The sequence below is a fragment of the Planosporangium mesophilum genome, assembly GCF_016863255.1.
Classification (GTDB): Bacteria; Actinomycetota; Actinomycetes; order Mycobacteriales; family Micromonosporaceae; genus Planosporangium; species Planosporangium mesophilum.
In genome coordinates this window covers 66,674-93,285 of sequence record NZ_BOON01000001.1, presented here as the reverse complement: position 1 = coordinate 93,285, position 26,612 = coordinate 66,674, and the positions used below count along the sequence as shown (strand labels likewise).

At 72.7% G+C, this 26,612-nt stretch carries 26 protein-coding genes; 11 read left to right on the top strand and 15 right to left on the bottom strand.

What is annotated here, in order from left to right; genetic code table 11:
• Positions 1 to 39 precede the first annotated feature (39 nt).
• Positions 40 to 1,086 (top strand): uroporphyrinogen decarboxylase, encoded by a 1,047-nt coding sequence (gene hemE / locus Pme01_RS00365; RefSeq protein WP_239087922.1) that lies wholly within the window; start codon positions 40 to 42, stop codon positions 1,084 to 1,086.
• Between the two features lie 22 nt (positions 1,087 to 1,108).
• Here hemE and Pme01_RS00360 read toward each other — a convergent pair whose 3' ends face one another.
• Positions 1,109 to 1,867: an SDR family NAD(P)-dependent oxidoreductase gene (locus Pme01_RS00360; RefSeq protein ID WP_168113456.1), complete on the bottom strand. Its 759-nt coding sequence runs from the start codon at positions 1,865 to 1,867 to the stop codon at positions 1,109 to 1,111.
• 68 nt (positions 1,868 to 1,935) lie between these two features.
• Here Pme01_RS00360 and hemG point away from each other — a divergent pair, with 68 nt between their 5' ends.
• Together hemG and hemQ are read left to right on the top strand one after the other, a co-directional pair.
• A complete protein-coding gene (gene hemG / locus Pme01_RS00355) occupies positions 1,936 to 3,300 on the top strand; it encodes a protoporphyrinogen oxidase (RefSeq protein ID WP_168113221.1) in 1,365 nt (454 codons plus the stop codon).
• A complete protein-coding gene (gene hemQ, locus Pme01_RS00350) occupies positions 3,297 to 4,004 on the top strand; it encodes a hydrogen peroxide-dependent heme synthase (protein WP_168113222.1) in 708 nt (235 codons plus the stop codon). Before hemG ends, hemQ begins: the two co-directional genes overlap by 4 nt.
• Before the next feature lie 55 nt (positions 4,005 to 4,059).
• Here hemQ and Pme01_RS00345 read toward each other — a convergent pair whose 3' ends face one another.
• A complete protein-coding gene (locus Pme01_RS00345) occupies positions 4,060 to 4,482 on the bottom strand; it encodes a GNAT family N-acetyltransferase (protein ID WP_168113223.1) in 423 nt (140 codons plus the stop codon).
• A gap of 9 nt (positions 4,483 to 4,491) precedes the next feature.
• A complete protein-coding gene (gene msrB / locus Pme01_RS00340) occupies positions 4,492 to 4,911 on the bottom strand; it encodes a peptide-methionine (R)-S-oxide reductase MsrB (RefSeq protein WP_168113224.1) in 420 nt (139 codons plus the stop codon).
• Between the two features lie 235 nt (positions 4,912 to 5,146).
• On the opposite strand from msrB, the gene Pme01_RS00335 reads away from it, so the two are divergent.
• Together Pme01_RS00335 and ligD are read left to right on the top strand one after the other, a co-directional pair.
• The gene (locus tag Pme01_RS00335) at positions 5,147 to 5,878 is read left to right on the top strand and encodes a hypothetical protein (RefSeq protein ID WP_168113225.1); all 732 of its coding nucleotides are present in this window, start codon (positions 5,147 to 5,149) and stop codon (positions 5,876 to 5,878) included.
• Positions 5,879 to 5,980: 102 nt separating this feature from the next.
• Positions 5,981 to 6,997 (top strand): non-homologous end-joining DNA ligase, encoded by a 1,017-nt coding sequence (ligD, locus tag Pme01_RS00330; protein WP_168113226.1) that lies wholly within the window; start codon positions 5,981 to 5,983, stop codon positions 6,995 to 6,997.
• Between the two features lie 46 nt (positions 6,998 to 7,043).
• Here ligD and Pme01_RS00325 read toward each other — a convergent pair whose 3' ends face one another.
• Positions 7,044 to 7,715: an enoyl-CoA hydratase-related protein gene (locus Pme01_RS00325; RefSeq protein ID WP_168113227.1), complete on the bottom strand. Its 672-nt coding sequence runs from the start codon at positions 7,713 to 7,715 to the stop codon at positions 7,044 to 7,046.
• 336 nt (positions 7,716 to 8,051) lie between these two features.
• Between Pme01_RS00325 and Pme01_RS00320 the strand changes: the two genes are divergently transcribed.
• Positions 8,052 to 8,219 (top strand): DUF4236 domain-containing protein, encoded by a 168-nt coding sequence (locus Pme01_RS00320; RefSeq protein WP_168113228.1) that lies wholly within the window; start codon positions 8,052 to 8,054, stop codon positions 8,217 to 8,219.
• Positions 8,220 to 8,293: 74 nt separating this feature from the next.
• On the opposite strand, the gene Pme01_RS00315 is transcribed toward Pme01_RS00320, so the two are convergent.
• Together Pme01_RS00315 and Pme01_RS00310 are read right to left on the bottom strand one after the other, a co-directional pair.
• Complete coding sequence (locus Pme01_RS00315) at positions 8,294 to 9,817, bottom strand: alpha/beta hydrolase (protein WP_168113229.1); 1,524 nt, start codon at positions 9,815 to 9,817, stop codon at positions 8,294 to 8,296.
• Between the two features lie 64 nt (positions 9,818 to 9,881).
• Positions 9,882 to 10,973, bottom strand: a complete 1,092-nt coding sequence (locus tag Pme01_RS00310) for an ATP-dependent DNA ligase (protein WP_168113230.1) — start codon at positions 10,971 to 10,973, stop codon at positions 9,882 to 9,884.
• Between the two features lie 114 nt (positions 10,974 to 11,087).
• Between Pme01_RS00310 and Pme01_RS00305 the strand changes: the two genes are divergently transcribed.
• Positions 11,088 to 11,609: a SigE family RNA polymerase sigma factor gene (locus Pme01_RS00305; RefSeq protein ID WP_168113231.1), complete on the top strand. Its 522-nt coding sequence runs from the start codon at positions 11,088 to 11,090 to the stop codon at positions 11,607 to 11,609.
• Positions 11,606 to 12,961: a hypothetical protein gene (locus tag Pme01_RS00300; RefSeq protein ID WP_168113232.1), complete on the top strand. Its 1,356-nt coding sequence runs from the start codon at positions 11,606 to 11,608 to the stop codon at positions 12,959 to 12,961. The genes Pme01_RS00305 and Pme01_RS00300 overlap by 4 nt, the downstream gene beginning before the upstream one ends.
• A gap of 75 nt (positions 12,962 to 13,036) precedes the next feature.
• On the opposite strand, the gene cutA is transcribed toward Pme01_RS00300, so the two are convergent.
• The 9 genes from cutA to Pme01_RS00255 form a co-directional block, all read right to left on the bottom strand.
• Positions 13,037 to 13,360 carry a divalent-cation tolerance protein CutA gene (gene cutA / locus Pme01_RS00295; protein WP_168113233.1) on the bottom strand — a complete coding sequence of 108 codons (324 nt, stop codon included), beginning with the start codon at positions 13,358 to 13,360 and terminating at the stop codon, positions 13,037 to 13,039.
• A 14-nt stretch (positions 13,361 to 13,374) separates the two neighbouring features.
• Complete coding sequence (locus Pme01_RS00290) at positions 13,375 to 14,730, bottom strand: cytochrome P450 (protein WP_168113234.1); 1,356 nt, start codon at positions 14,728 to 14,730, stop codon at positions 13,375 to 13,377.
• A gap of 45 nt (positions 14,731 to 14,775) precedes the next feature.
• Positions 14,776 to 16,203, bottom strand: coding sequence for an SDR family NAD(P)-dependent oxidoreductase (locus tag Pme01_RS00285; protein ID WP_168113235.1), 1,428 nt, complete (start codon positions 16,201 to 16,203; stop codon positions 14,776 to 14,778).
• A gap of 13 nt (positions 16,204 to 16,216) precedes the next feature.
• Positions 16,217 to 17,128: a DNA-3-methyladenine glycosylase family protein gene (locus tag Pme01_RS00280; RefSeq protein WP_168113236.1), complete on the bottom strand. Its 912-nt coding sequence runs from the start codon at positions 17,126 to 17,128 to the stop codon at positions 16,217 to 16,219.
• Positions 17,125 to 18,075, bottom strand: coding sequence for a hypothetical protein (locus Pme01_RS00275; protein ID WP_168113237.1), 951 nt, complete (start codon positions 18,073 to 18,075; stop codon positions 17,125 to 17,127). Before Pme01_RS00275 ends, Pme01_RS00280 begins: the two co-directional genes overlap by 4 nt.
• Positions 18,072 to 20,549, bottom strand: a complete 2,478-nt coding sequence (locus Pme01_RS00270; RefSeq protein ID WP_168113238.1) for an AAA family ATPase — start codon at positions 20,547 to 20,549, stop codon at positions 18,072 to 18,074. Before Pme01_RS00270 ends, Pme01_RS00275 begins: the two co-directional genes overlap by 4 nt.
• A complete protein-coding gene (locus Pme01_RS00265) occupies positions 20,546 to 21,706 on the bottom strand; it encodes an exonuclease SbcCD subunit D (protein WP_168113239.1) in 1,161 nt (386 codons plus the stop codon). Before Pme01_RS00265 ends, Pme01_RS00270 begins: the two co-directional genes overlap by 4 nt.
• 12 nt (positions 21,707 to 21,718) lie before the next feature.
• Entirely contained in the window at positions 21,719 to 23,506 is a 1,788-nt protein-coding gene (locus tag Pme01_RS00260; protein WP_168113240.1) for an ATP-binding protein, read from the bottom strand.
• 170 nt (positions 23,507 to 23,676) lie between these two features.
• Complete coding sequence (locus Pme01_RS00255; RefSeq protein WP_168113457.1) at positions 23,677 to 24,411, bottom strand: pyrimidine reductase family protein; 735 nt, start codon at positions 24,409 to 24,411, stop codon at positions 23,677 to 23,679.
• A 171-nt stretch (positions 24,412 to 24,582) separates the two neighbouring features.
• Between Pme01_RS00255 and Pme01_RS00250 the strand changes: the two genes are divergently transcribed.
• The 3 genes from Pme01_RS00250 (at position 24,583) to Pme01_RS00240 (ending at position 26,578) form a co-directional block, all read left to right on the top strand.
• Positions 24,583 to 25,128, top strand: coding sequence for a plasmid pRiA4b ORF-3 family protein (locus Pme01_RS00250; protein ID WP_168113241.1), 546 nt, complete (start codon positions 24,583 to 24,585; stop codon positions 25,126 to 25,128).
• A gap of 145 nt (positions 25,129 to 25,273) precedes the next feature.
• On the top strand, positions 25,274 to 25,975 hold the full coding sequence (locus tag Pme01_RS00245) for an ACT domain-containing protein (RefSeq protein WP_168113242.1): 702 nt from the start codon (positions 25,274 to 25,276) through the stop codon (positions 25,973 to 25,975).
• 75 nt (positions 25,976 to 26,050) lie between these two features.
• A complete protein-coding gene (locus Pme01_RS00240; protein WP_168113243.1) occupies positions 26,051 to 26,578 on the top strand; it encodes a hypothetical protein in 528 nt (175 codons plus the stop codon).
• Positions 26,579 to 26,612: the final 34 nt, after the last annotated feature.

Genomic DNA, 26,612 nt, shown 5'->3' with positions numbered 1-26,612 from the left:
CGGCGGCGCCGTGCTCCGTACATGGCACGATTGCGTGCGATGAGCCCATCTTCGCCGAACCCCGCCATCGCCGACTCGCCGTTCCTGCGCGCCTGCCGTCGCCAACCCGTGCCGTACACGCCGGTCTGGTTCATGCGCCAGGCCGGGCGCTCGCTACCCGAGTACCGGGAGGTGCGGTCCGGCATCGGCATGCTGGAGTCGTGCCGGCGCCCCGACCTCGTCTGCGAGATCACGCTCCAACCGGTACGCCGGCACGGGGTGGACGCCGCGATCCTGTTCAGCGACATCGTCGTACCCCTCGCCGCCGCCGGCGTGGACCTGGACATCGTGCCCGGTACCGGACCGGTGGTCGCCAACCCGGTGGCCGCCCTGACCGACGTCGAGGCGATCCCGAAGCTCGCACCCGAGCAGGTCGACTACGTCGCGGAGGCGATCGGGCTGCTCAAGCGCGAGCTGGGCACGACGCCGCTCATCGGGTTCGCCGGGGCGCCGTTCACCCTGGCCAGCTACCTCGTCGAGGGTGGACCGTCGCGCACCCACGCCCGGACCAAGGCGCTCATGTACGGGGCTCCGGACATCTGGCACGCGCTCTGCGCCCGGCTCGCCGACATCACCCGGACGTTCCTGCGGGTACAGGTCGACGCTGGCGTGGCCGCGGTCCAGCTGTTCGACTCGTGGGCCGGTGCGCTCTCGGAACGCGACTACCGCCGGTACGTCCTGCCGCACTCGACGAGCGTCCTGGAGGGCGTCCGCGAGGTGCCGCGGATCCACTTCGGCGTCGGTACCGCCGAACTGCTCGGGGCGATGGGCGAGGCCGGCGCCGACGTGGTGGGCGTCGACTGGCGTACCCCGCTCGACGTCGCCACCCGGCGCATCGGACCGGACAAGGCGGTACAGGGCAACCTCGACCCGTGCACGCTGTTCGCGCCGCCGGACGTGGTCGAGGCTGAGGTCCGCCGGGTGCTGGACGAGGGCCGGGCGGCGCCGGGTCACGTGTTCAACCTCGGCCACGGGGTGCTGCCGGAGACCGACCCCGGCGCACTGACCCGCGTGGTCGAACTGGTCCACGAGCTGTCCGCGCGCTAGCGGCGGGTTCCCCCGGGAAAGATCAGCGCCCGCGGGCGTCGAGGCGTAGCGAGGGCCAGGAGCCGTCGGCGGCCCAGCCGCCGTCGACCGACAGGGCCGCGCCGTTGACGTACCCGCTGCGCGCCGGATCGGCCAGGAACGCCACCGCCTGCGCGATGTCCTCGGGGCTGGCGAACCGCCCGGCCGGGGTGTGCTCGGTGATGTCGGTGTCGACGTACCCGCCCGACGCCTGGTCGGCGGAGTCCATCTCGGTCTTCACCCAGCCCGGGCAGACCGCGTTGACCCGCACACCACGCCCGCCCCACTCCACCGCCAGGGTGCGGGTGAGCCCGATCAGGCCGTGCTTGCTGGCGTTGTACGCCGCCCGGTCGCCGATCCCGCGCAGGCCGGCCACCGAGGCGATGTTCACGATCGAACCGGAGCCCTGCGCCAGCATCTGCCGGCCGAACGCCTGCGAGAGCAGGAACGGGCCGGTCAGGTTGACCTCCAGGACCTGCCGCCACAGATCGGCCGGGGTCTCCTCGGCCGGGCCGATGCAGGAGATGCCGGCGTTGTTGACCAGGACGTCCACCCGTCCGTACCGGGCCTGGACGACGCGCGCGAACGCACGGACGTCGCCGTCGTCGGATACGTCGCCCATGACGGTGAGGGCGTCGAAGCCGGTCACCAGCGACCGGTCGAGCAGCGCGAGGTCGTACCCGGAGGCGGCGAGCAGTTCGGCGGTACGCCGGCCGATGCCCTGGGCGGCGCCGGTGATCACGGCGACGGGGTTTGTGGTCATGGTCACCTCGGTCACCTTACGGGCACCCCGGGCGTGAAGATCACAGGCCCGCGCGATTCGATAGGTACATGCGCATCGTGGTCGTCGGTGGCGGCATCAGCGGGCTGGCCGCCGCGTACCGGCTGGTGGAGCAGGGCGCCGAGGTGGTGCTCGTGGAGCAGTCCGGCCGGCTGGGCGGGAAGCTCCACACCGTCGAGCTGGCCGGCGGGCCGGTGGATCTCGGAGCCGAGGCGTTCGCGCTGCGGGACCCGGCCGGCCGGCCGAGCGCCGCGGTCGAGCTGGCCGGCGCGGTGGGCCTGGCTGACGAGGTGGTGTACCCGGCGATCGGCAGGGCCGCGCTCGCCGTGGGCGGACGGCTGCGGCCGATGCCTGCGGGCACGCTGATGGGCGTACCCGGGGATCCGGCCGCGCTCGACGGCGTCGCCGCCGTGGCGGACCGCGACCGCGACGCGGGCCGGCCGCTGCTGGGTCCGGACGAGGACGTGGCCGTCGGCGCGCTGGTACGTGCCCGCTTCGGCGACGAGGTGGCCGACCGGCTCGTCGACCCGATGCTCGGCGGGGTGTACGCCGGCCGCGCCGACGGACTCTCGCTCGCCACCACCATGCCCGGCCTGGCCGCGACCTGCCGGCGCGAGCACACCCTGACCGGCGCGGTACGGGCGGCGCTGGCGGACCGCCCGGCGAACAGTGGCCCGATCTTCGGCACCATCCTCGGGGGAGTGGGGCGGCTGGTCGCGCGTGTGGTGGACCGGCTGGACGGCGCCGACATCCGCCTCGGCCTGCCGGTCCGCGCGATCACACCCGCCGGTACCGGCTGGCGGGTCACCGTCGGCTCCACCCGCGAGCCGGAGACGATCGACGCGGACGCGGTGATCCTCGCCACCCCGGCGGCGCCCGCCGCCCGGCTGCTGGGTGAGATCGAATCCGGCGCAGGTGCCCGCGTCGGGGTGCTGGACTATGCGAGCGTCGCGCTGGTCACCCTCGCGCTGCCCGAGTTCGAGCTGCCGCAGCTGTCCGGCCTGCTGGTGCCGGCGTCCGAGGGGTACGCCATCAAGGCGGCCACCTTCTTCGACCGCAAGTGGGCCCACCTGGGCCGCCCGGGGGTCACGCTGGTCCGGACCTCGCTGGGACGCTACGGCGACGAGCGGGTCCTCCAGCGCGACGATGACGGACTGATCGGGCTGGCCCGCGCCGACCTGGGTGCGCTGCTGGGGCGGCCGTTGCCGGAGCCGATCGAGGCCCGCGTCCAGCGCTGGGGCGGCGCGCTGCCGCAGTACGCCCCGGGCCATCTCGACCGGGTGGCCGCCGCGCGGTCGGTCCTGCCTGCGACGGTCGCCCTCGCCGGCGCCGCCTACGACGGGGTCGGCATCCCCGCCTGCGTCCGGTCCGGTCAGACGGCCGCCGACCGGGTTCTGGAAGGATTGAAGTCATGACCGAGTCCCAGACCAACGCTGCCCGCATCCGCGAACTGAACGCCACGATCCGGTACACGATGTGGTCGGTGTTCCGGGTGACCGACCCCCTCGGCCCGGCCCCGCGCAGTGAGGTCGCCGCCGAGGTCGACGGTCTGTTCGGCCAGCTGGCAGACAAGGACGTGGTGGTGCGGGGCACGTACGACGTGTCCGGTCTGCGTGCCGACGCCGACGTGATGGTGTGGTGGCACTCGTCCAGCGCCGACGCGCTCCAGGAGGCGTACGGGATGCTGCGGCGCACCGCGCTCGGGCGGCACCTGGAGCCGGTGTGGTCGCAGATGGCGCTGCACCGCCCGGCGGAGTTCAACAAGAGCCACCTGCCGGCGTTCCTGGCCGACGAGCACCCCCGCAAATACGTCTGCGTGTACCCGTTCGTGCGCTCGTACGAGTGGTACCTGCTTCCGGACGAGGAGCGCCGGGACCTGCTGGCCGAGCACGGCCGGCAGGCGCGCGGGTACCCGGACGTGCGGGCCAACACGGTCGCCTCGTTCGCGCTCGGCGACTACGAGTGGATGCTCGCCTTCGAGGCCGACGACCTGCACCGGATCGTCGACCTGATGCGCGATCTGCGCGCCTCCGGCGCCCGCCGGCACGTCCGGCTGGAGGTGCCGTTCTACACCGGTCGCCGCCGGTCCGTCGGCGACATCGTGGCCGCCCTGCCGTAACTCGCCGTCGACGGCGCCGCCCCGCCGCTGACCGCGCCGTCCGCGGACGGCGCGGTTAGCGGCGCATCGGTACGTGCGGGATGCCGTCCTCCACGAACTCCGCCCCGCTGACCTGGAAGCCGAACCCGGCGTAGAAGCCGACCAGGTACGACTGGGCGTCCAGTACGCACGGTCGGTCGCCGATCAGGTCGAGCGCCGCCGCCATCATGCGCGTCGCCAGACCCTCGCCGCGGTGGGTGGGCGCGGTGCAGACCCGGCCGATGCGCGCCGCGTCGTGGTCGACCAGGATCCGCAGGTACGAGGCCGGCTCACCGTCGTGGTCGAGCCACAGGTGAATCGTGTCGGGCTCGAGGTCCCGGCCGTCCAGTTCCGGGTACGGGCACTTCTGCTCGACCACGAACACGTCGATCCGCAGTCGCAGCAGGGCGTACAGCGTGGCGGCGTCGAGCTCGGCGAAGCGGGCGGTCCGGAGAGTCACCCGCTCAAACTACTCGGCCGGCTCCAGGCGCAGGCTGACGCTGTTGATGCAGTACCGCAGGTCGGTCGGGGTCGGGTAGCCCTCGCCCTCGAACACATGGCCCAGGTGGGAGTCGCACGCGGCGCAGCGCACCTCGATGCGCTGCATCCCGAGCGACTTGTCCTCGATGAGGCGTACCCGGTCCTCGGCCAGCGGGCTCCAGTAGCTGGGCCAGCCACAGTGCGATTCGAACTTGGTGTCGCTGGCGAACAGTTCGGCTGCGCAGGCGCGGCACCGGTACACGCCCTTGGCCTTGGTGGACACGTACTCACCGGTCCAGGGCGCCTCGGTACCGGCCTGGCGCAGCACGTGGAACTCGGCCGGAGACAGGATCGCCCGCCATTCCTCGTCGGTCTTGCGTACTTCGGGCTGTCGCGTTTCGTGCTCCATGACTCGATCCAACACCAGAAGGCGGCGAAACGGCGCCGGTGCGGGGCGGTGTGGTCTAACTGACGCGGGCGCTCGGAGGATTCCCGAAGTCACCGGAGTGGGTGAGTCGGGTCGCGTGTCGGACTGAACACGCCGGCCTTTCGGCTATTTTTCCGCGAAACGTGCATATAGTGCGGAAGCTTTTCAGACATCCGGTATCGGGCGCCGCTGGACGGCGCGGCCTGGGAGTTGAGACATGAAGGTACTGGTCAAAGCGATGGCGGCCGGCGCGATCGGCTGTGCCGGGCTGCTACCCGCAGCCGCGGCACACGCCGCTCCGGGCGACCCGCTGCCCGACGGCGCGCTGCGCTCACTGGACACGACGCTCTCCACGGTCGGGCAGGGATCCGGCCTGTTCGGAGGCGATGGCCTTCTCGGCGGCAACCAGGTCGACACCACCGTGCAGGCCCCGGTGAACATCTGCGACAACAGCGTCGCGATCCTCGGCCAGTCGGTCGCCGGGTCCGGCGGCGGCGCCGGGGCGGCGGGCAGCGGCTACGGTGCCCCGGCCGGCGGTGGCTACGGCGGCGGCACGGGCGGCGGTACGGGTGGCGACACGTGCGTCGTCGACACCCCCGGTGGTGGTGCGGGCGGCGGTAACGGCGGCGACACCCCGCCGGGCGGTGACTACGGCGGCCCGGGCGGCGGCAGCGGTGGCGAGACTCCTCCGGAGACCCCGACTCCCCCCGACACCCCGGGCGGCGGCAGCGGTAGCGAGACTCCTCCCGACACCCCGGGCGGCTCGGGTGGCGGCACCGGGACCCCGATCACCGGTACTCCGGTCGGTGCCCTGCCTGTGACCGGTTCGGCGAGCGAGTCCCTGGCCGCGGTCGGCGTGCTGCTGGTGGCCGGCGGCGCGGGTGCGATGATCATGGCGCGTCCTGCGCGGCGTCGGCGGCCTTCGCCGGTACCGTTGGGTCGTCGCTGACTCCATCAGACGTCCCTTGGCCGGGATGCGACGCGGCAGTTACCGGACCGGTAACTGCCGCGTCGGCGTCTGGGCCCGGCGGGAACGCGTAGGGTGCGGCTCATGGCAGAAGTGCTGCAACTCGAGGTGGCGGGCCGGACGGTCCGGGTCAGCAGTCCGGACCGGGTGTGCTTCCCGGAGCGGGGGTTCACCAAGCGGGACGTCGTCGAGTACTACCTCGCCGCGGGTGATGCGATCGTGCGGTCGCTGCGGGACCGGCCGACCACGCTGCAGCGCTTCCCCGACGGCATCGGCGGCGAGATGTTCTTCCAGAAGCGGGTACCGACCCGGGGCGTACCCCCGTGGGTGGAGACCACCAAGATCACATTTCCGAGCGGGCGCAGCGCCGACGAGCTGTGCCCGACCGACCTCGCCCACGTGGTGTGGGCCGCGCAGATGAACACCGTCGTGTTCCATCCGTGGCCGGTGCGCCGCGCCGACGTCGACCGCCCCGACGAGCTGCGGATCGACCTCGACCCGCAGCCGGGCACCGACTTCACTGACGCCGTCGCGGCGGCCGGCACGCTCCGCGAGGTCCTCGCCGAGCGGGGCTGGACCGGGTACCCGAAGACCTCCGGCGGCCGGGGCGTGCACGTCTACGTCCGGATCCGTCCTCAGTGGAGTTTCATCGAGGTGCGGCACGCCGCGATCGCGCTGGCGCGCGAGGTGGAGCGGCGCCGCCCCGACCTGGTGACGACGGCGTGGTGGAAGGAGGAGCGGGGGGAGAAGGTGTTCGTCGACTTCAACCAGATGGCCCGCGACCGTACGATCGCGTGCGCGTACTCGCTGCGGGCCAACGCCCGCGCCACCGTCTCCACCCCGGTCACCTGGGACGAACTGCCCGACGTGGAGCCCGACGACTTCGACCTGCGCACCGTGCCGGCTCGGCTGGCCGCCGGCAACGACCCGTACGCGGGGCTCGACGACGTGGCGCACGACATCACGCCGCTGCTGGAGTGGTACGAGCGCGACGGCGGCACGGACATGCCATACCCGCCGGACTATCCGAAGATGCCGGGGGAGCCGAAGCGGGTGCAGCCGAGTCGGGACCGGGATCTGACCAGGAATGACGCTGTTTAGATCGACGAACCCGCAGCAACGACCCCGGCTCTGATCTTCGTGGACCTCAGCCGAGCGGGTTGTCCGTGTCCCGCAACGTGTCCAGGACGGACGCGTACAGGCGGGTCTTGATCGTGGCGAGCGTATCGCCGGCCTTGGCAGCCTGGGACTCGGCGATCTCCACGGCGGTCCGTCGTACCGCGTCCTCGTCCACCGCGCGGTCGACGATCGCCGCGGCGAGGGCGTCCTGACCCCCGTAGCGGTGGGCGGTGGTCATGGCCTCGTGCGCGGTCTGCGGGGTCAGCCGGGCCTGGATCAACGCGGACATGCCCCGGGTGAACGGGATGTGGATGTCGGCCTCGGGCAGGCACCAGAAACCGCGGTCGGCGCGCATCACACGGAAGTCGTGGGCCAGCGACAACATCGCCCCGGCGGCAAAGGTGTGTCCCTGCAGCGCGGCAACGGTGATCAGCGGCAGCGTCAGCACCCGCGCGAACAGTTCGTGGACCGTGGTCACGTACTCGTGGCGCTGCTCGCCGTGGGTGCCCAGCCACTCCAGGTCCAGGCCGTTGGAGAAGAACTTCCCGGTCGCGCAGGTCACCAGGGCGCGCGGCCCGGACGCCTGCTCCACCTCGTCCAGCGCCGCGTTCACGGAGGCGAGCCAGTCCGGGTGGAAGCGGTTCTCGCCGTCACCGAGGTCGAGGAGGAACACGTCGTTCTGGCGGTCGAGCGTGGGCACAGCAGGCTCCTTCTTGGCGGATCGGATCTGGTGGCGTGGCCGGTCACCGGTGCGCCACCGCTTTCTCGATCGGCTGCACCGGCTGGCCGGACAGTGGTGGCCAGCCGTGAAACGTGCCGGTGTACCTCTCCTGACCTGGTCGAACAGGTCGCCCGTCAGAGGTTACCGGCCGGTAACTTATGGCGCAAGGCGTAAGCCACAGGACCGCAAGCGCCGGCGGACGATCGCTTCGCCGACGGAGTCGGCCCGCTGTCACAGGACCTGGCTGCAATGTCCTGAATGGAATGTTGCGGCCCTGGGTATCTTCAGGAGTGTCGATATCGGAAAGGACCTCTGATGCCACTCCACTTCCGCAAGATCGTTAAGTTCGGCCCGATCCGCCTCAACCTCGGCCGCAAGGGCCTCTCGTCGTGGACCGCCAAGATCGGCCGCTGGTCGTGGAACTCGCGCACCCGCCGGCAGAACGTCGACCTCCCCGGCCCGTTCTCCTGGCGCTCGAAGTAGCCGCCACCATCTCCGATGGGGGAGCCGTGGTCTCAGACCGGTCTGAGACCACGGCTCCCGGCACGTTGTGACGATCATGACGCCGGGCAGGAGGTGCCCTTCGCCGGTACGGTCAGATCGGTCAGGTACCGGTTCACCGCGCTGCTGATGCAGCGGGTCTGCGGGTATGCGGTGTGCCCCTCGCCCTGCCACGTCAGCACCACCCCGCTGCCGAGCGTCTCCGCCAGCTTGGGCGTCTGCTCGTACGGCGTGGCCGGGTCGCCGGTGGTGCCGACGACCAGGATCGGTGGCGCGCCCTTGGCGGCGCCGGCCGGGTACGGGTCGCGCTTGCCCGGCCACTGGGCGCAGAGCAGGTTCAACGCGCTGGAGGGGCCGAACAGCGGGTACTTCTGCCGCCACTCGCTCTGCAGCGTCCGGAGCTTGTCCACCGCCGGGGTGTTCGCGTCGTCGGCGCAGTTGACGGCCGCGTTCGCGTCGAACAGGTTCGAGTACCGCCCGCGGGCGTCGCGTTCGGCGTACGAGTCGGCCAGCCGGAAGATCCCGGTCGCGTTGCCCTTGCGCAGGTTGTCCAGGGCGGTGGCGAGCTGAGGCCACTGCTCCTGGCTGTACAGCGACGCCACCACCGCCGTCTGGATCCACCCGGCCGTCGCCGCCCGGCCGCCCGACCCGGTCACCGGGGTACGCCGCGCCGAGTCCATCGCCGACGTCACGGTGGCGCGGGCATCCGGGGCGATCGGGCACTTGGACGCGTTGCTCCGGCACCAGGCGGAGAAGTTGTCGAAGGCGCGTTCGAAGCCCTTCGCCTGCCCCTCGGCCGACGCCACCGAGTCCAGCGTCGGGTCGATGGCGCCGTCGAGCACCAGCGCCCGGACGTGGGTCGGGAAGAGCTGCGCGTACACCGCGCCGAGCAGCGTGCCGTACGAGTACCCGAGGTAGGTCAGCTTCGGCTCGCCCAGCGCCGCGCGGATCGCGTCCATGTCGCGCGCCGCCTGCTCGGTGGAGAACAGGGGCAGGGTGTCGCCGTACCTGGTACCGCAGCTCTGTGCCATCTTGCGGGACAGCGCGACGGCCTTGTCGAAGTCGGCCTGCGCGACCGGATCGGGGTCCGCGCCGAAGGACGCGTCGAGGTCGGCGTCGGAGAAGCACTTCACCCGGTCGGATGCTCCGACGCCGCGGGGGTCGAAGCCCACGATGTCGAAGCGCTGGGTGACGTCGGCGGGCAGGCCCACGGACAGGTACGCGGCGAGATCCACCCCGGAGCCGCCGGGGCCGCCGGGGTTGACCACCAGGGAACCGATCCGGTTCGTCTGGTGGGTGGCGCGGGCCCGCATCAGCGCGATGCCGAACTGCTTGCCGCCGTTGGGGTTCGCCCAGTCCTGCGGCACGTTGAGCTTGCCGCACTCGTACGTGACGTTGTCCGGGGTTCGGCCCAGGGCCGTCCGGGCGGTGTCCGGGCAGGGCCGCCAGTTGACGGTCGCCGCGGCGGGAGCGGCCGGGCCGCCCGGCTTCGGCGCACTCCAGCGGGGGGCCGGACCGACGCAGCCGGCCACGGCGAGCACCAGGACGACGAGTACGGCGAGTGCGACGCGTCTGATCACCGCTGACCCCCTTCCGGGACACGTGACGGTCCTCGAGCCTACGTCGGCCCGGGTCACACCCGGATCACACCTTTCCGGCGAGAACCTCGGTCACGTCCACCCGGACCGGGCGTTCGAGCTGTTCGTACGTGCAGGAACGCGGATCCCGGTCGGGCCGCCAGCGCTTGAACTGGGCGGTGTGGCGGAACCGGTCACCCTCCATCGCGTCGTAGCCCACCTCCATGACCAGGTCGGGTCGCAGCGGCTCCCACCCGAGGTCCTTCTTGCCCGACCAGCGGCTCGGCGCGCCCGGCATCCGCTGGCCGCCGTTGGCGTGCGCCTCGGCGGAGGTCCAGGCGGCCCACGGGTGCTCTCCGGCAGGGATCCGGTAGGGCTCCAGCTCCTCGACCAGCTCCGCGCGGCGGGCCTTGCTGAACGAGGCGCTCACGCCGACGTGGTGCAGGACGCCGTTGTCGTCGTACAGGCCCAGCAGGATCGACCCGATGATCGGGCCGTCCTTGTGCCAGCGGAACCCGGCGACCACCACGTCCGCGGTACGGGCGTGTTTGATCTTGTACATCAGCCGCTTGCCCGGCACGTACGGGATGTCGGCGGGCTTGGCGACGAGGCCGTCGAGCCCGGCCCCCTCCAGGACGTCGAACCACTCGCGGGCGACGGCCAGGTCCTTGGTCACGGCCGTCACGTGTACCGGCGGCTTGACCTCCGCAAGGAGTTCTTCCAGCCGGGCGCGGCGCTCGGCGTACCCGGACTCCATGAGTGCCTCGTCGTCCACCGCCAGCAGGTCGAACGCGATGAACGACGCCGGTGTGTCCGCCGCCAGCAGGTTGACGCGCGACGCGGCGGGGTGGATGCGCTGCCCGAGCATTTCGAAGTCCAGCTTGGGGATCGAGCCGGGGTCGTGGCGGATCACCACGATCTCGCCGTCGACGACGCAGCGCGGCGGGAACTGGGCCCGTACCTGCTCGACGACCTCCGGGAAGTACCGGGTCATGGTCTTGCCGCCACGGCTGGCGAGCTCGATCTCGTCGCCGTCACGGAACACGATGCAGCGGAACCCGTCCCACTTCGGCTCGTACGTCATCGCCTCGCCGGTCGGGATCTCCGGCACGGAGGTCGCCAGCATCGGTTCGATCGGGGGCAGCACCGGCAGTTCCATGCGGGCAGTCTTCCACTGTCGGCCACATCGATGGTGGCCTTCCGTCGAGTTCCAACCTCCTGGGCGGCGGCCCGCGTGTAGATGGCAGAGCGGTTTCGTCATGGAGGAGCGCACGTGGACGAGTACGAGGGATTTCGCGAGTTCGTGCGGGCGCGGCTGGCGAGACTCTCGCGGGTGGCCTACCTGCTGACCGGTGATCACACGCAGGCCGAGGACCTGTTGCAGTCGGCGTTGGTCAAGGTGGCGGCGCGCTGGCGGCGGGTGGCGGCGGCCGGCGATCCGGAGGCGTACGTCAAAAAGATCATCTACCACGAGCACATCTCCGTCTGGCGGCGTCGGCGCCTCGTCGAGTGGCCCATGGAGCGGGTGCCCGACAGGCGCAGTGCTCATGACGAGAGCGGCAGCGTACTGCTGCGGATGGTGCTGGAGCAGGCGCTGGCCAAACTGACCCGGCGGCAGCGTGCGGTGATCGTGCTGCGGTACTTCGAGGATCTCTCGGAGGCGGCCGCCGCCGATGTCCTGGGCTGCTCCGTCGGCACGGTGAAGAGCCAGACGAACCACGCCCTGAAACGGCTCCGGGTGCTCGCACCCGAACTCGCGGACCTGAGGTGGGAGCGGACGGAGGTGGGGTCATGAACGCGTTGAAGCACGCGCTGGGCGAGATCGCCGAGGAGGCGAAGCTCTACGAGGTGACCGAGCGGGCGGTACGCGGCGGCCGGCGCCGCCGACGGGTGGCGCGGCTGGCGCCGGCGGCGGTCGCCCTGGCCGTGGCGGTCGGCCTGCTCGCAGCGGGGATGCCCGGGCAGCGGACCGGACCGGACCGGGTCGCCTCGCCGCCGGCGCTGGTGGCGGAGCTGCTGAACTCGTCGACCCGGGGATCCCTGGCACCCGACGAGAGCTTCCTCGCCGAGCTCAAGGACAAGGCGGCCCGGGAGGTACCGACGGCGGACGGGAGGAAGCCCGAGGTGCCCTGGAATCCCGCGCGGGTACGGGTACTGTTCGCCGGCGACGTGCCGGGCGGTTTCCGCGTCGCGCTGGTCGTGGTGACCGGCGCGCACCCGGTGCTGTCGAAGCTGTCCGGTCCGGCCGGCGCGCCGGCGTCCCGACTGCAACTGTGGGAAAGCGATGAGCTCCGCGGGCCGATCCTGTGGAACGAGTTGCTCACCGACGACGGCGCCGGCCGGTCCGTCCTGGTCCTGGGGCCGGTGGGCTCCCAGGTCGAGGTGTCCGGCGATCCGCACTACCTCGCCGACGGTTCGGTCCGGCGCACCTGGACCCCGGAGCCGGCCGGCTCCGGCTACCTCGTACGGGGCCCGAACATCCCGGCCGGGCTTCGGGTGCGATTCAACCGGGACGGCGCGCTCCTGTACGAGGCGGACGTGACCCCGTCCATCAACCGCACCCCGGTCACGTTCGACCCGACCCCGCGCGCGGGCAGGCCAGCCCCGGTGGCGGCCCAGGAGGCGGCGAAGTCGCTGCGCGTGACCTCTCCGGGTGTCCGGTACGTCGTGCTGTGGAGCGACGACCTGCCCGTACACGACCCGAACGGCGACCAGACCGGCATCGGGACGATCGCCACGGTCATGGCGCAGACCCCGGACGGGGGCGGCCCGTACACGACGTTCCTGGTCGGCGCCGGCCACGGCGAGGAGCCCGTCGTCCGCGACCACCCCACCGGATCGGGCGTCATCGGCGACCCGGACCACAGCGTGATCGCGATGCGCCTGCCGTCCTTCGACCGGCAGACCGACGACCTCCAGATCGTCGCCCCTCCGGCGGCGGTACGCGCGGAGATCGTCAGCGGCGGCGCGGTGATCGGCTCGACCGTGCTGAACCAGGGCGCCGGACGTCTGAAGCTGGCCCGGACCGAGGGGGCGACGGTACGCGCCTACGACGCCGCCGGAAGCGTGGTGGCGCAGGGCCGGTTCACCGACGACTTCGACGGCTGGGGCTACGGCCGGTACGAGCGCGAGATCCGCGCCTGGTAGCCGCCGGGCGATCGGGGTGACCGCGCATCGCGGTCACCCCGACGGATCAAGTCCGCTTCAGGTTCGGCTCGCGGGTTACCTCGGCCGGGTCTCCTCGCCGATCCAGGCCAGGTACGCGGGATTCCCACCCGTTACCGGCGTGGTGATGACCTCCGGTACGTCGTACGGGTGCAGGCCCCGGATGTGCTCGACGAGCGCGTCGGCCCGCTCGGCCGTCGTCTTGAACAGCACCAGCCACTCCCGCGCGCTGTCGACCCTGCCCTCCCAGCGGTACACGCTGTCGATGGGGCCGATCACCTGGCCGCACGCGGCCACCCGCGCCTCGACGGCGGTCCGCGCCAGTTCGGCGGCCGACTCGGGGGAGTCGATCGTGGTCGACACCTGGCAGCACTCGGGCATCACCGGTCCTCCGTTCACGTCGATCGGCCAGCCGCCTGCCGGGCGTGCAGCACGGCCCGTACCGGCTCGGCGGGGCGCAGGGTGATCAGCGGCTCCAGTCGCATCCGCGCGTCGAGGGACTCGACGCGGTACCGGGCCAGCAGGGTACCCAGCAGCACCGTCGCCTCCAGCATCGCGAAGTGCTCGCCGATGCAGCTACGCGGGCCGCCGCCGAACGGGAAGTACGCGTACCGGGGCCGGTCGTGCTCACCGAGGAACCGCTCCGGGTCGAACCGCTCCGGGTCGGGCCAGCAGCCCGGGTGCCGGTGGGTGACCCAGGGCGAGACCAGGACGGGGGTGCCCCGGACGATGCGGTGGCCGGCGATCTCGGTGTCGACGGAGGCGCGCCGCTCGGTGGTGTGGGCGGGTGGGTACAGCCGCATGCCCTCCAGCACGGTGGCCCGGACGAGGTCGGGGTCACCGGTGGCCACCCGCTCCTGGATCTCCGGGTGCCGGCCGAGCAGGTGCAGGGTGAACGTCAGCGCCCCGGCGGTCGTCTCGTGACCGGCCAGGAGGAAGACCAGGACCTGGTCGCGGATCTCCTGGGCGGACAGCGGCTGCCCGGTCTCGGGGTCGCGGGCGGCGCGCAGGCGACTCAGCATGTCGTCACCGGCTCCGGAACCGTCGACGACACCGGCACGACGAGCCAGGATCCGGTCGACGATCGCGTACATCTCCGCGCTCACCCGCCGGAAGCGGCGGTTGCGGGGCGTCGGGTAGTCCAGCGGCAGCCGGAGGATCTGCATGCTACGGGCCAGGCTCAGGTCGCTCGCCAACGGCACCAGGCGCTGGAGATCGGGTACCACGTCGTCGACCTCGTCGCCGAAGAGTGCCCGGCCGACCACCCGCAGCGTGTACACCTGCATGAGTTGGTGCAGGTCGACGGCGCCGGGCCGGTGCCGGGCGACGCGCTCCGCCTCGGCGGTCATCAGGTCGGTGTACCCGGTGACGCGGCGCGGGGTGAACAGCGGCTGCAGCGTCCGGCGCTGGCGCTTCCACAGATCGCCGTCGCTGGTGAGCAGACCCGCGCCGAGCATCTCGGTGAGCACCTCGAACCCGGCGGTACGCCGGCCGAAGACCTGCGGGTTGGTGAGCACCTGCCGTACCCCGTCGGGGTGGTGCACCGCCACGGCCGGCGGCCCCAGCCGCTCCCAGCGCGGGCCGATCCGGTACGTGACCAGGTCGCCGTAGCGGTGGAACCCGTCCAGCATCGTGCCGAGCAGGTCGCGGCGCAGGGCCGACGCCATCCCCAGCAACCGGCTCCCGGCCGGACCGGGGATCGCGGCCGGGGGCGCCCCCGATCCGGTGGCCGCCGACTCAGTGGTCGTCATGAAGATCACCGTGCCACGTTACTGGCGGGTAAGGCTAGGGGGTGTTCACCAGGCGGTGCGCTGGTAGTCCTTCAGGAAGCACCCGTAGAGGTCCTCGCCCAGCTCGCCCCGGACGATCGGGTCGTAGACCCGGGCGGCGCCGTCGACGAGGTCGAGCGGCGCGTGGAACCCGGCGTCGGCCATCCGCATCTTGGTCGGGTGCGGCCGTTCGTCGGTGATCCAGCCGGTGTCCACGCTGGTCATCAGGATGCCGTCACTGAACATGTCCTGCGCGCTGGTACGGGTCAGCATGTTCAGCGCGGCCTTGGCCATGTTCGTGTGCGGGTGGCCGGCCCCCTTGTACCCGCGGCTGAACTTCCCCTCCATCGCGGACACGTTCACGATGTACTTGCGCCGCGCGGGCGAGCCGGCGAGCACCGGACGCAGCCGGCTGACCAGGATGAACGGCGCCGTCTCGTTGCAGAGCTGCACCTCGAGCAGCTCGATCGGGTCGATCTCGTGCACCCGCTGGCTCCAGCTGTTGTCCGCCGCCAGGTCCGGTACGAGGCCTCCGGCGTCGATCGCGCCTCCCGCGGCGATCCGGTCCGGGCTGGCGGACCGGCTGGTCAGGGCAAGGGCGGTCACCGCGTGCGGAGCGATCGCCGGACCCGTCAGCTCGGCGACCCGGCTGGCGCCGTTTGCCACGTGGCCGAAGGTGATCATCTCGGGCAGCGGACCGGCCGGCAGCGGCGCCGACTCCGCGGCGACGAGCTGGGAGTACGCGCCGGGGCTGCGCCGGACGGTCTGCGCGGCGTTGTTGATCAGGATGTCCAGCGGGCCGTCCGCGCCGACCGAGTCGGCCAGGGCGATCACCTGGGCGGGGTCGCGCAGGTCGATGCCGACGATCTTCAGCCGGTGCAGCCAGTCCGCGCTGTCCGGCATGCCGGCGAACCGCCGGACCGCGTCGTTCGGGAACCGGGTCGTGATCGTCGTGTGCGCGCCGTCGCGGAGCAGCCGCAGCGCGATGTACATGCCGATCTTCGCGCGCCCGCCGGTGAGCAGGGCACGGCGGCCGGTCAGGTCGGTACGGGCGTCGCGCCGGCCCCGGTTGAACTCGGCGCAGGGCGGGCAGAGCTGGTGGTAGAACGCGTCCACCTCGGTGTAGCGCGCCTTGCAGGTGTAGCAGGAGCGGGCGCGGCGCAGGTGGCCGACGGTGGCCGCGTCCGTGGTGACGGCGAGCGGGATGCCCTGGGTCTCGTCGTCCAGCCGGCCGCGCGCGCCGGTGGCGGTCGCCTCGGTCACCGCCGTGTCGTGCGCGGTGACCGCCGCCCGCCGCTCCTGACGCCGGCGCTGCTTGACGCCCTTGTACAGGCGGGCCGTCGCGCGCCGTACCCGCTGGACGTCGGGGTGGTCGGGCGGCAGGTCGTCCAGTTCGGCGAGGACCGCGAGGCAGATGTCGAGCCGGGCGGGGTCGATCCCGTCGTGCGTTGTCACCGCTGAACTGTACTCAGTAGCGGGCGAAGGACCGGATCGGCGACCGCGGCCCGTACTTCGGCGCCGTGATGCCGGCCGCCAGGATGAGCCGGCAGACCCGCCCCCGGTGGCCGGAGAACGGCTCCAGCAACTCCAGCATCCGCCGGTCGTCGGCGCGCGGCTCACCGGCGAGCGCCCAGGCCACGAAGTTGGGGAGGTGGTAGTCGCCGACGCTGACCGCGTCGGGGTCACCGTGCGAGGCCCGTACCACTTCGGCCGCCGTCCAGGGGCCGATCCCGGACAGCGACACCAGCCGGCGGACGGCGTCGGCGGCGTCGGTGGCCCGCTCCAGCGCGGCGGCCCGGTCGGCGGCCCGGCGCAGCGTGTCGGCCCGGCGCTGTTCGACCCCGAAGGGGTGGAAAAGATAGTAGGGAGTACCCGCTATCGACGCCGGTTCAGGTGGGAGGGTCATGTCCGGCATGCCGGGGGCCGGCTCGCCGAAGTGGCGCAGCAGCGCCCGGTACGACCGGAACGCCTCCTGGTAGGTGACCTTCTGACCCAGGATCGCCGGTACGAGGTGGTGAAAGACCAGGCCGCTGGTGGGCATCCGCAGACCCCGGTGCCGGCGCGCCAACTGGCGGACGAGTTCGTGGCGTCCGGCCACGGCGGCGAAGCCGTCCAGGTCGTCACGCAGGCCGGCGATCGCGTCGGCCTGCTCCAGCAGCCAGTCCGCGCCGGCGCCGTACGCCCGCGCGGCCAGCGTCCCGCCCGCGCGGACGAGCTGCAGCGTCCCGGGCCCGTCCGGGGTCCGGGTCACCCACCAGGCCTCGCGCGCGGTGACGCGTACCGTCGGGTCGTTGCGGATCACCGCGAGCCCGGACAGCGTCCCGGCCAGGTCGTAATGCTCGGGAAGGGTGAGAAGCCGCACCGGCAGGACGGCGGTCACCCGATGACCGTACGCGCGGCGAGGACCAGCGTGCGGTAGAGCAGCCGGCCGTCGCCGAGCATCGAGCGCAGCCGCCGTTCGAGACCGGCGATCGGTACGAGGTTCTGCGGCGCGCGCGGGTCCTTGTACGAGGACGAGGCGAACCGGGGCAGCGTCACGACGGACAGGTCGGCGAGCGCCACCGCCTCCGCCTTGTCCAGCTCGGCTGCGCACTCGATGCGGACGACGCCGGCCCAGGGGGCGCTCGACGTGGTGGGCAGCCGCAGGTACCAGGCGTACCGCTGCCAGTTGGTGCCGACGTGGAAGACAGGGGTGCGCTCCTGCGCCTTGAGCGCGGTGACGACGGCGGTCAGCGACGCCGGCAGGTACTCGACCCGGTGGGTCTTGACGTACCCGATCGCGCGCGGCAGGTGCTGGCGGTTCTTCAGCGGGCCGTCGACCACGAGCAGGTCGTTGTCGACCCGTGCCGCGCCGGAGACGTCGGCCTCCAGCGCGGCGAGCTGGGCCTGCACGCCGCCGGTGAGGGTGGCCTGGTCGTCGCGGCCCATCTGGTGCGCGGTGTACCGGACCCGGCCGACCAGGACGTCGTTCGCGGTCGGGCTGGAGGTGAACAGCCCCCGCTTGACCAGAGCGCCGGCCACGTCGGCAACGCCGCGCTCCAGGTCGCAGCGGACCACCCCGGCCGCGTACGAGGCGGCCAGCCCCCGGTGCGGCACGCCGTCGTCCCCGGTGACCCAGACGCCGGCGTCGATGCGCCGTACGCCGTCGACGAGCAGGACGGTCGACGGGCCGCGCAGGTCGTCGCGGCGCGGGATCGGACGCCAGTCCGACTCCGGCAGTTCGATGTCGGTGACGGTCTCGGCGGAGCTCTGGGAGGCCGGGCCCTCGCCGCTGCCGTCGAACGACGTGCCGTAGCCGGGGTCCCAGCCGTCGACGTGGAGTCTCACAGGCCGACCCTTTCGACGTGCGCGGTACGGGCGTCCTTGCGTACCTCGAAGCGGACCGGGATCCGCTCGGCGAGCGCGGTGACGTGGGTGACCACGCCGACCATGCGGTCGCCGCGCGCGGCCAGGTTCTCCAGGGTCGCGGTGACGGTGTCGAGCGTCGTCGCGTCGAGCGTCCCGAAGCCCTCGTCGAGCACGATCGACTCCAGGCTCGCCGCGGCCGTGGACAAGCCGGCGAGCTGCTCGGACAGCGCGAGGGCCAGGGCCAGCGAGGCCTGGAACGTCTCGCCGCCGCTGAGCGTCCGGACCGCCCGGCGCAGCCCGGCGTCGTGGTGGTCGAGGACGAAGAACTCGCCCTTCTCGTGGCCGAGGTCGTACTGGCCGCTCGACAGCTCCCGCAGGATCCGCGAGGCGCCGGCGACCAGCGAGTCGAGCGCCTCCTCCAGCAGCCAGCGCTCGAAGTTGTTGGACTGCAGGTGTCTGGCGAGCGTCTTGGCGACCTGGACCTCGCGCTCGTGGCCGGCGCGCTTCTCGCGCAGCCGGGCCGCGTCGGCGCGCCGCTCCTCGACCCGCCGCAGCGCCGCCTCGGCCCGCTCGACGGCGATCGCGGCCGCCCGGGCCGGGTCGTCGGTGGGGGTACCGGCACCGGCCGCGGCGAACAGTGCCGTCAGCCGGTCGTGCACGCCGGCCGTGGCCCGGTCCGCCTCGGCCACCGACGCGGCGGCGGCCTCCCGCGCCTCCCGCCGGCGCAGCAGTTCGGCGGCGATCCAGTCGGCCAGCGCGGTCCAGGCCCGGCCGAGGTCGTCGCGGTCGGCCGGCGGCGGCCCCAGCCGGGCCAGGTCGTCGCGTACCCGGTCGAAGTCGCGCCACGCCGCGCGTACCTTCTCCTCGGCCCTGCCGGCGGCGGTGACCGCGACCCGGTGCTCCTCGCGGGCCGCGCGCACGGCGGCGGCGGCCTCCTCCAGCCGGCGGGCGGCCGCGGCGATGCCGGCCAGTTCGCGCTCGATCGCGGCCGGTTCCGGCGCGTAGGCGAGGCGGCCGTCCAGCTCGGCCAGGCGCACCGCGACCTGCTCGGCCTGGGCGCGGGCGGCGGCGAGGGCCCGGTCGAGGTCGCGGGCGGCGGCGTCCCGCTTCTTGACCACCTCTTCGGCGGCGTCGGAGGCCTTGCGCGCCTTCTCCCCGGCGGCCTTCGCCGCCTCGACTGCCGAGGCCCGGGACAGCGGCGGGACGGTGACGACGGTCTGCTCGCAGACCGGGCACGCGTCACCGGCTCGCAGGTGCGGACGGAGCGCGGCGGCGGCGTCGGTGGTGCGCGCGGCCTGGTAGGCCTCGCGCGCCTCCTCCAGGACGGTTTTCGCCCGCGCGGCGGCGGCGTGCGCCTCCTCCAGTGCGCTCATCGCCGCGTCGTGCCCGGACTGCGCGGTAGCGACCGCGCCGGCCAGCCGGTCGGCCTCGCCGGACAGGCGGGCCCGTTCGCCGTGCGCGTCCAGCAGGCGCCGCAGCGCGGCCTCGTCCCCGGCGGCGGTCAGCTCGCCGCGCAGCTTCTCCTCGCGCTCCTCGGCCGCGGTTACCGCCGCCAGCGCCGCGGCCACCGCGGTGCGCGCCGCCGTCGCGTCGTCGGCGATGGAGGCCACCCCGGCCGGCATGCGTACCGCCGACAGCTTGGTGATCTCGGCGTCCAGCCCGGTGAGCCGCTCCCGCGCGGTCTGGACGTCGCGGCGCGCCCGGTCCAGTTCGGGCACCACGGCGTCCACCTCGGAGGCGAGGGTACGCAGGAGGTCGACCCGGGAACGGGCGGCGGCCAGGGCGGCGTCGTCGGCGTCGGTGAGCCCGGCCAGCAGGCCGTCACACGCCTTCATCTGCGCCTCGGCCTCGGACGCCACGCCGTTCGCGCGCTCACGGATCTGCCCGTACACGTCCAGGCCGAGCAGGTTGACCAGGATCTTCTGCCGCTCGGCCGGCTTGGCGTGCAGGAACGCGGCGAAGTCGCCCTGCGGCAGGATGACGCACTTGGTGAACTGCTCGTACGGCAGTCCGATGATCTCCTGTACTGCCTCCTCTATTTCGGCCGGCGAACCGGCGACCACGTCGCCCAGGTCCTCAGGCGACAGACCGGTGTCGAAGCGGGACAGGTCGAAGCCGGCCGGCAGCAGTTCCATCGCGGCGTTCTTGGTGGCGACGCTGCCCTTGGTGTCGCGGCGGACCACCCGGGTCAGCACGTACCGGGCGCCGGCGGACTCGAAGACCAGCCGTACCCGCGCCTCGGTGCAGGACGGGGCGAGGGCGTTGGCGATGGCGCGCCGGTCGCCCCAGCGGGGCACCGTGCCGTAGAGCGCGAAGCAGATCGCGTCGAGGATGGTGGACTTGCCCGAGCCCGTCGGGCCGACCAGCGCGAAGAAGTCGGCGTCGGTGAAGTCGACGGTGGTGTGGTCGCGGAAGACGGTGAACCCGGCGAGGTCCAGTCGAAGTGGCCTCATGAATGGCTCACCTCCCCGTGCAGGCGGTGGAACAGCGCCACGGTGGCCTCGTCCACGTGGCCCTTCTGGGACAGGTAGTCGGCGAAGAGTTCGCCGGGAGAGCGGCCGGAGCGCTGTACCCGGGACCGGTTCGCGTCGGCGTCGGGCAGCATCCGGGGGTCGATGCGCACCTCGAGGGCGCGCGGCAGCAACTCCTGTACCTCCTCGCGCAGCCCGGCGCGGGGCGCCTCGGCCACGTACACCCGAAGCCACGCGTCCCCGATGTTTTTAGACGACTCAGCCAGGGTGGACAGGTGCTCCAGCGTTCCGCGCACCGTGTACAGCGGGACCGGACCGGTGATCGGTACCTCGCGGACCTTCGCGGCGGTCGTCGCGGTCACCTCGACGATCGACACCGACGAGGCGTTCTCCTCCTCGCCGAAGTCGATCGCGAGCGGGCTGCCGCTGTAGCGCACCGGCGCCGGGCCGGGTACCTGCTGGGCGCGGTGCAGGTGGCCCAGGGCGACGTAATGCGCGCTGGCCGGGAAGACGGTCGAGGGTACGGCGTACCCCATGATCGTGTGGGCCTCGCGCTCGCCGCCGCCCATCGTCCCGCCGACGACCGTGAGGTGGGTGGTGATCAGGTTGACCGTGTCGGCGCCGAACCCCTCGCACAGCCGGGTGATCAGCCGGGCCACGTGATCGGCGTAGGTCTGGGTCGCCTCGGCGGCGGTCAGGTCGAACAGTTCGCCGGCGCGCACCGCGTACCGCTGGGACAGGAACGGCAGCGCGACCAGCCGCCACTCCTCGCCGTCGCGGGTACGCCCGGTGATCAGGTGGTCGGCGGGCGTCTTGACCGCCCCGCGCAGCGCGACGCCGGCCGCCTCGGCCCAGACGCGCAGCGCGTCGAGGGTCGGCCCGTTGTCGTGGTTGCCGCCGATGGCGACCACGTCGGCACCGGTCTCGCGCAGTGCGGACAGCGCCCGGACCACGACGCGGGTGGCGTCGGCGGTCGGGGTGGCGGTGTCGTACAGGTCGCCGGCGACGATCACCAGGTCGGGCCGCTCGGCCTTCGCGGCCTGCACCACACCGTTGAGCGCCTTGATCTGGTCGTCGAGGCGGGACTGCCCCTTGAGGACCTTCCCGACGTGCCAGTCCGAGGTGTGCAGGATCTTCACCGGTCCACTCCTCTAGAACGGGATGTCGTCGTCTTCGAGGCCGTTGGCCGACGCGCCGACCACCACGAACGGGTCGCTGGCCTGCACGATCGAGCGGAGCGTGGCGTTCGGCGGCGAACCCGCCTCGGACGGGCGGGTCGCCCAGGACGGGAACGGGAACTCCACGCAGAGCGGTACCGGGATCTCCGGCTGCCCGACGAACATCGTGCCCGGCTTGGCGAGCAGCGCCCGCTGGCGCTGCGCGGGCGGCAGGAACCCGTACTCGGGCCGGGACGCCTCGGCCGGGTCGAGCCGGCCGACCACCCGGATCGCCGAGTTGGACACGATCCGCCGCTCCACCTCGCTCGCGGTCTGCTGGGCGCCGATGAGCACCACGCCCAGCGAGCGGCCACGCTCGGCGATGTCGAGCAGGATCTCCTTGATCGGGCTCGACCCCTCCCGCGGCGCGTACTTGTTGAGCTCGTCGAGCACCACGAACAGCAGCGGCTTGGCGGTACCCGCCTTCTCCTTGCGCTCGAACTCGCTCTTCAGCGTCACACCGACCACGAACCGCTGCGCCCGGTCCGGCAGGTTGTGCAGGTCGACCACGGTCACCTGGGCGCTCTCGGCGGTGTTGATCTGGTGCGGGCGGCGCACGGCGAGGTCGCCGCGGATCAGCCGGGCCAGGTCCTTCTTGCTGCCGATCAGCCGCCGCGCGAACGCGTTGACGGTACCGAGGCCGACCGCGCTGCCGGCCCACGTTCCCCGGGTGGCGTCGTCGTTGAGCTGGTTGACGAGGTAGTCGACCAGCTCGGCGTAACCACCGATGCGGGTACCGTCGATCACCACCCCGCTGTCGGCGGGCTGCGCCACCCGGGCCAGGTGGGCGGTCACCGCGTGCACGACCATCGTGTACTGCTGCCGCTCGTCGTCGGCGTCGGCGAACACGAACGGCAGCAGCCGGTTCTCGCAGAACTCGGCGAGGGTCCAGTAGAAGCTGTCCACCCCGGCGTGGCGGCTGCTCACGTCCGGTGTGCCGGAGGAGTCGCCGGCCCGGGGCGGGGCGTAGACCCGTACATCCGGGAACGGCCCGGCGGTCAGGCCGAGCTTGTTGTACGCGTCGATCGTGTCCTCGTCCAGCCGCGTGTTGGGGTGGTCGAGGAAGAGCAGGTCCTCGCCCTTGACGTTGAAGATCAGCGCGCGGGAGTTGGCGGACTCGCCGGCGCCGCCGAGCGCGCCGCAGCGGAACACCGAGTACAGCAGGAACGTCGCGAAGCTGGTCTTGGTCGCGACGCCGGAGATGCCGGAGATCGACACGTGCGCGCCGCGGCTGCCGTCGAGGAAGTCGGCGTTGAGGTACACCGGCGCGCCGTCGCGGCCGAAGCCCATCGGGACCTTGCGCTGCATCCGGTCGAAGTACAGCGCGCTGTCCCGGGCCTCGCCCTCGGCCCGGTGCACGACCGCGCCGGGCGACGGCGGCACGTACACCTCGGGCAGCACCCGCGTCGTGGTGACCTCGGCCGCCTCCTGGACTTGGGCCGGGAGCGTGCCTTCGGCGATGGCGAACACGTCGGAGTCGAACTGGGCGCCCTCGTGGCGGGCCCGTACGGCCGTCACCACCCCGGCGATCGTGACGGTCGTGCCGTCGGGCAGCTCGCGACCCGTGACGACCACGTCGTCGAGTTGCAGGTACGCGTCCGCCGCCACGGCGACCCAGAACGTCAGCGGGGTGGCGTCGGCGGTGCCCAGCACCCGACCCACCGGGTGGTTCAGCTCCGTACGTTCACTCACACCGACCCCCTCCTGCGGTACCTCTGGCATCCTGCCCCACCGATGGCACGCGTGTTCGTACACCACGCCCATCTCGGCGACAGGTCACGGTATTGAATCCGGTCAAAATGCACATGAGGGGTGGGCTGTCCAAGGTACCCGGCTTTTTCGATCTTCTGCCCGGGGCGTCAGCGCGCCGAGATGTCCCCGCGCTGGCGCTGTCAGCGCGCGTACCGCAGCAGCAGCATGTCCTCGTCGGCCAGGACGTGGCGCAGCCCGAGCCGGTGCGGGCGAGGGCTCGGCGGCCCGGCGGTGATCCGGCCGGCGCCGGCCCCGGCGAGCAGCGGGGCCATGGTCAGGCAGAAGTCGTCGACCAGGTCGGCGGCGGTGAGCCCGCCGAGCAGCAGCGGGCCGCCCTCGGACAGCAGGTGCGCCAGCCCGCGCTCGTGCAGCTCGGCGCGGGCCGCGGCCAGGTCGACGTCGTCGTCGCCGCAGACGATCACGTCCGCCACCTCGGCCAGCGCCGCGCGTACCGAGGGCGGCGAGGTGCCGCAGGTGATCACGTACGGCCGGGTCGGCGCCGCGGTCAGCGCCCGGAGCGCCGGGCCGAGTTCGAGGGTGCGGGAGACCGCCACCAGCGGGACGTACTCGGCGAGCCCGTGCTGGCGTCGCCAGGCCCGTGCCCGCTCGTCCAGCATGACCGGCCCGTACCCCTCGTGCCGCAGCGTGCCGGCGGCCACGATCAGCGCGTCGCAGAGCATCCGCAACAGGGCGAAGACGCGCTTGTCGGCCGGGCCGGACAGGCCCTCGGAGTACCCCTCCAGGGTGACGGCACCGTCGAGGCTGGTGACGAAGTTGACCCGCAGCGAGTTCTGGGACCGGTCGGGCGCGTACAGGTCGATCAGGGCCGGATCGTCGAGCGGGGTCGGATCGGGCTCAGGGAAGATCCGGTGCACGTCACTCCCCGGCCGGGCCGGTGACCGGCGGTTTCGGCTCGGGCGGACGGTGCTGGCAGTCACACCACGAGCCACCCCGGCACTCGGAGTGGCGCTGTTCCCGGCAGGCACGGCAGATCACACCCCCCAGCGTGCGTCAGGCGTACCCCTCGGTCAACAATGGGCGGCACGATGACCCGGCGAGTCTTCCAACTGCGCGTGACGCTCGATGACGTGACGCCCCCCGTCTGGCGTCAGCTCCTGGTGCCGACGGGCTACACCCTCGACCGGGTGCACCGGGTGATCCAGTTCGCCATGGGGTGGCAGGACTGTCACCTGCACTCCTTCGACGTCGACGGCGAGCAGTACGGGGAGCCGGACCCCGACGGCGACCTGCCGGTCCTCGATGAGCTGGACTACCGCCTCGACGACGTGGCCGGGCCGGGCACCCGGCTGCGCTACGTCTACGACTTCGGCGACTGGTGGGAGCACGAGGTCCTGGTCGAGGAGGTCCTGGCGGCCGACCCGCGGGTGCGCTACCCGGTGTGCGTGGCGGGGGAGCGGGCCTGCCCGCCGGAGGACGTCGGCGGCCCGGAGGGGTACGCCGAGTTCATCGCCGCCCTGGACGACCCGTGCCACCCGCGCCACCTGGCGATGTGGGACTGGATCGGGCGCCGGTACGACCCGGCGGAGTTCGACGCCGACCGGGTCACCACCCTGCTGCGCCGGCTCACCTGAGTCACCGGTTTACCGACTCCGCTTCCGGGAAGTGGCCTTCCTCACCGCTGGCGGGTTTCCCTCTGTCGATACCGCGACGCAACAGGCCGGAAACCGACGTCCAGCACTCTTGAATCCAGTCGTCGATCGACGGAGCGGAGGACGAGTGTTGCTTCGACTACGGGTGAGCCTGCCGGACCGGCCAGGCTCACTGGGACAGGTGGCGCGGACGCTGGGCATCGTCGGCGCCGACATCGTCCATGTCGTGGTGCTCGAGCGGGTGGCCGGACGGGCGGTCGACGACTTCACGGTGGTCTGGCCCGCGGCCGCACCCGTCGATCGGGTGCTGACCGGCCTGGCAGCGATCCCCGGCGTACGCCTCGACGGCGTGTGGCGGGCGACCGAGCTGTCGGATCCGTCCGCTCGCGAGGTCGCGGTCGTCGGACAGGTCGCCGCCAATCCGGGGTACGGGCTCGCCACGCTCGTGGACGCTGCGCCTGGGGTGTGCGCCGCGAACTGGGCGGCGGTGCTGTCCGTACCCCGGGATTGGGCGGGTGCCGGCCGGCTGGCCCCCAGCGTGCTGCGCGCGAGCCTGGGCGCGCCGGCCGTGCCCCGCATCCCGGACGTGGCGCCGCTGCGCCCGCGCGCGATGAGTACCCCCGAGGGCGACCATCTGGCGGTGGCGCCGTTCCAGCGGGGTGGTCTGGTGCTCGCGGTGGCCCGGACGGGGGCCGACGGCGGCGGCGAGCCCGGCATGTACCCGCCGCCGTTCCACCGGGGCGAGGTGGACCGGCTGGCCCAGTTGGTCGAGACGGTCGCGATGGTGCTCGGCGAGCGCCTGGCCGACGTGCAGGGGGCCGTGGCCTAGGCGGGGTACGGCACCCGGCGCCGTGGCCGCGAGGCCCCGGCGCCAGTCCTACCGGAGCAGGTGTGGGAGGAAACGATGACGCTGTGGCGGGTCCGGGCGACCGTGGACGACCGGCCGGGCTATCTCGCGGTGCTGGCCGCGAGCCTGGCTCTGAAGTCGGTCAACATCCTGTCGGTACAGGTACACGCGACCGAGGCGGGAGTGGTTGACGAGTTCCTCGTCGACGCTCCGCAGCGGTTGAGCGCCGACGAGCTTGGCGAGGCGATCCGGCGTGGCCGGGGCCGGGACCCGTGGGTCTGCCGCGCCGACGCCCGGGTACTGGTGGACGAGCCGACCCGGGCCCTGGGGCTGGCCGCGACCGTGCTGGCCGACCCGACCCTGCTGGAGTCCGCGCTCAGCGCGCTGCTGGGCGGTTGCGAGGTGACCCGGGGCGGCCCGGACAGCCGGCCCGGCCTGACCGCGACCGCCATGGTGCTGGCCGATCCGGCCGGCGGGGCGCTGGTGGCGCGCCGGGCCGAACCGGCGTTCACACCGGCCGAGTTCGCCCGCGCCCAGGCGCTGGTACAGGTCGCGAGTGCACGGGTCGCGCAGCGGTATCGGTGAACCATCGGGTGACGAACTGTGCGACCCTTGATCC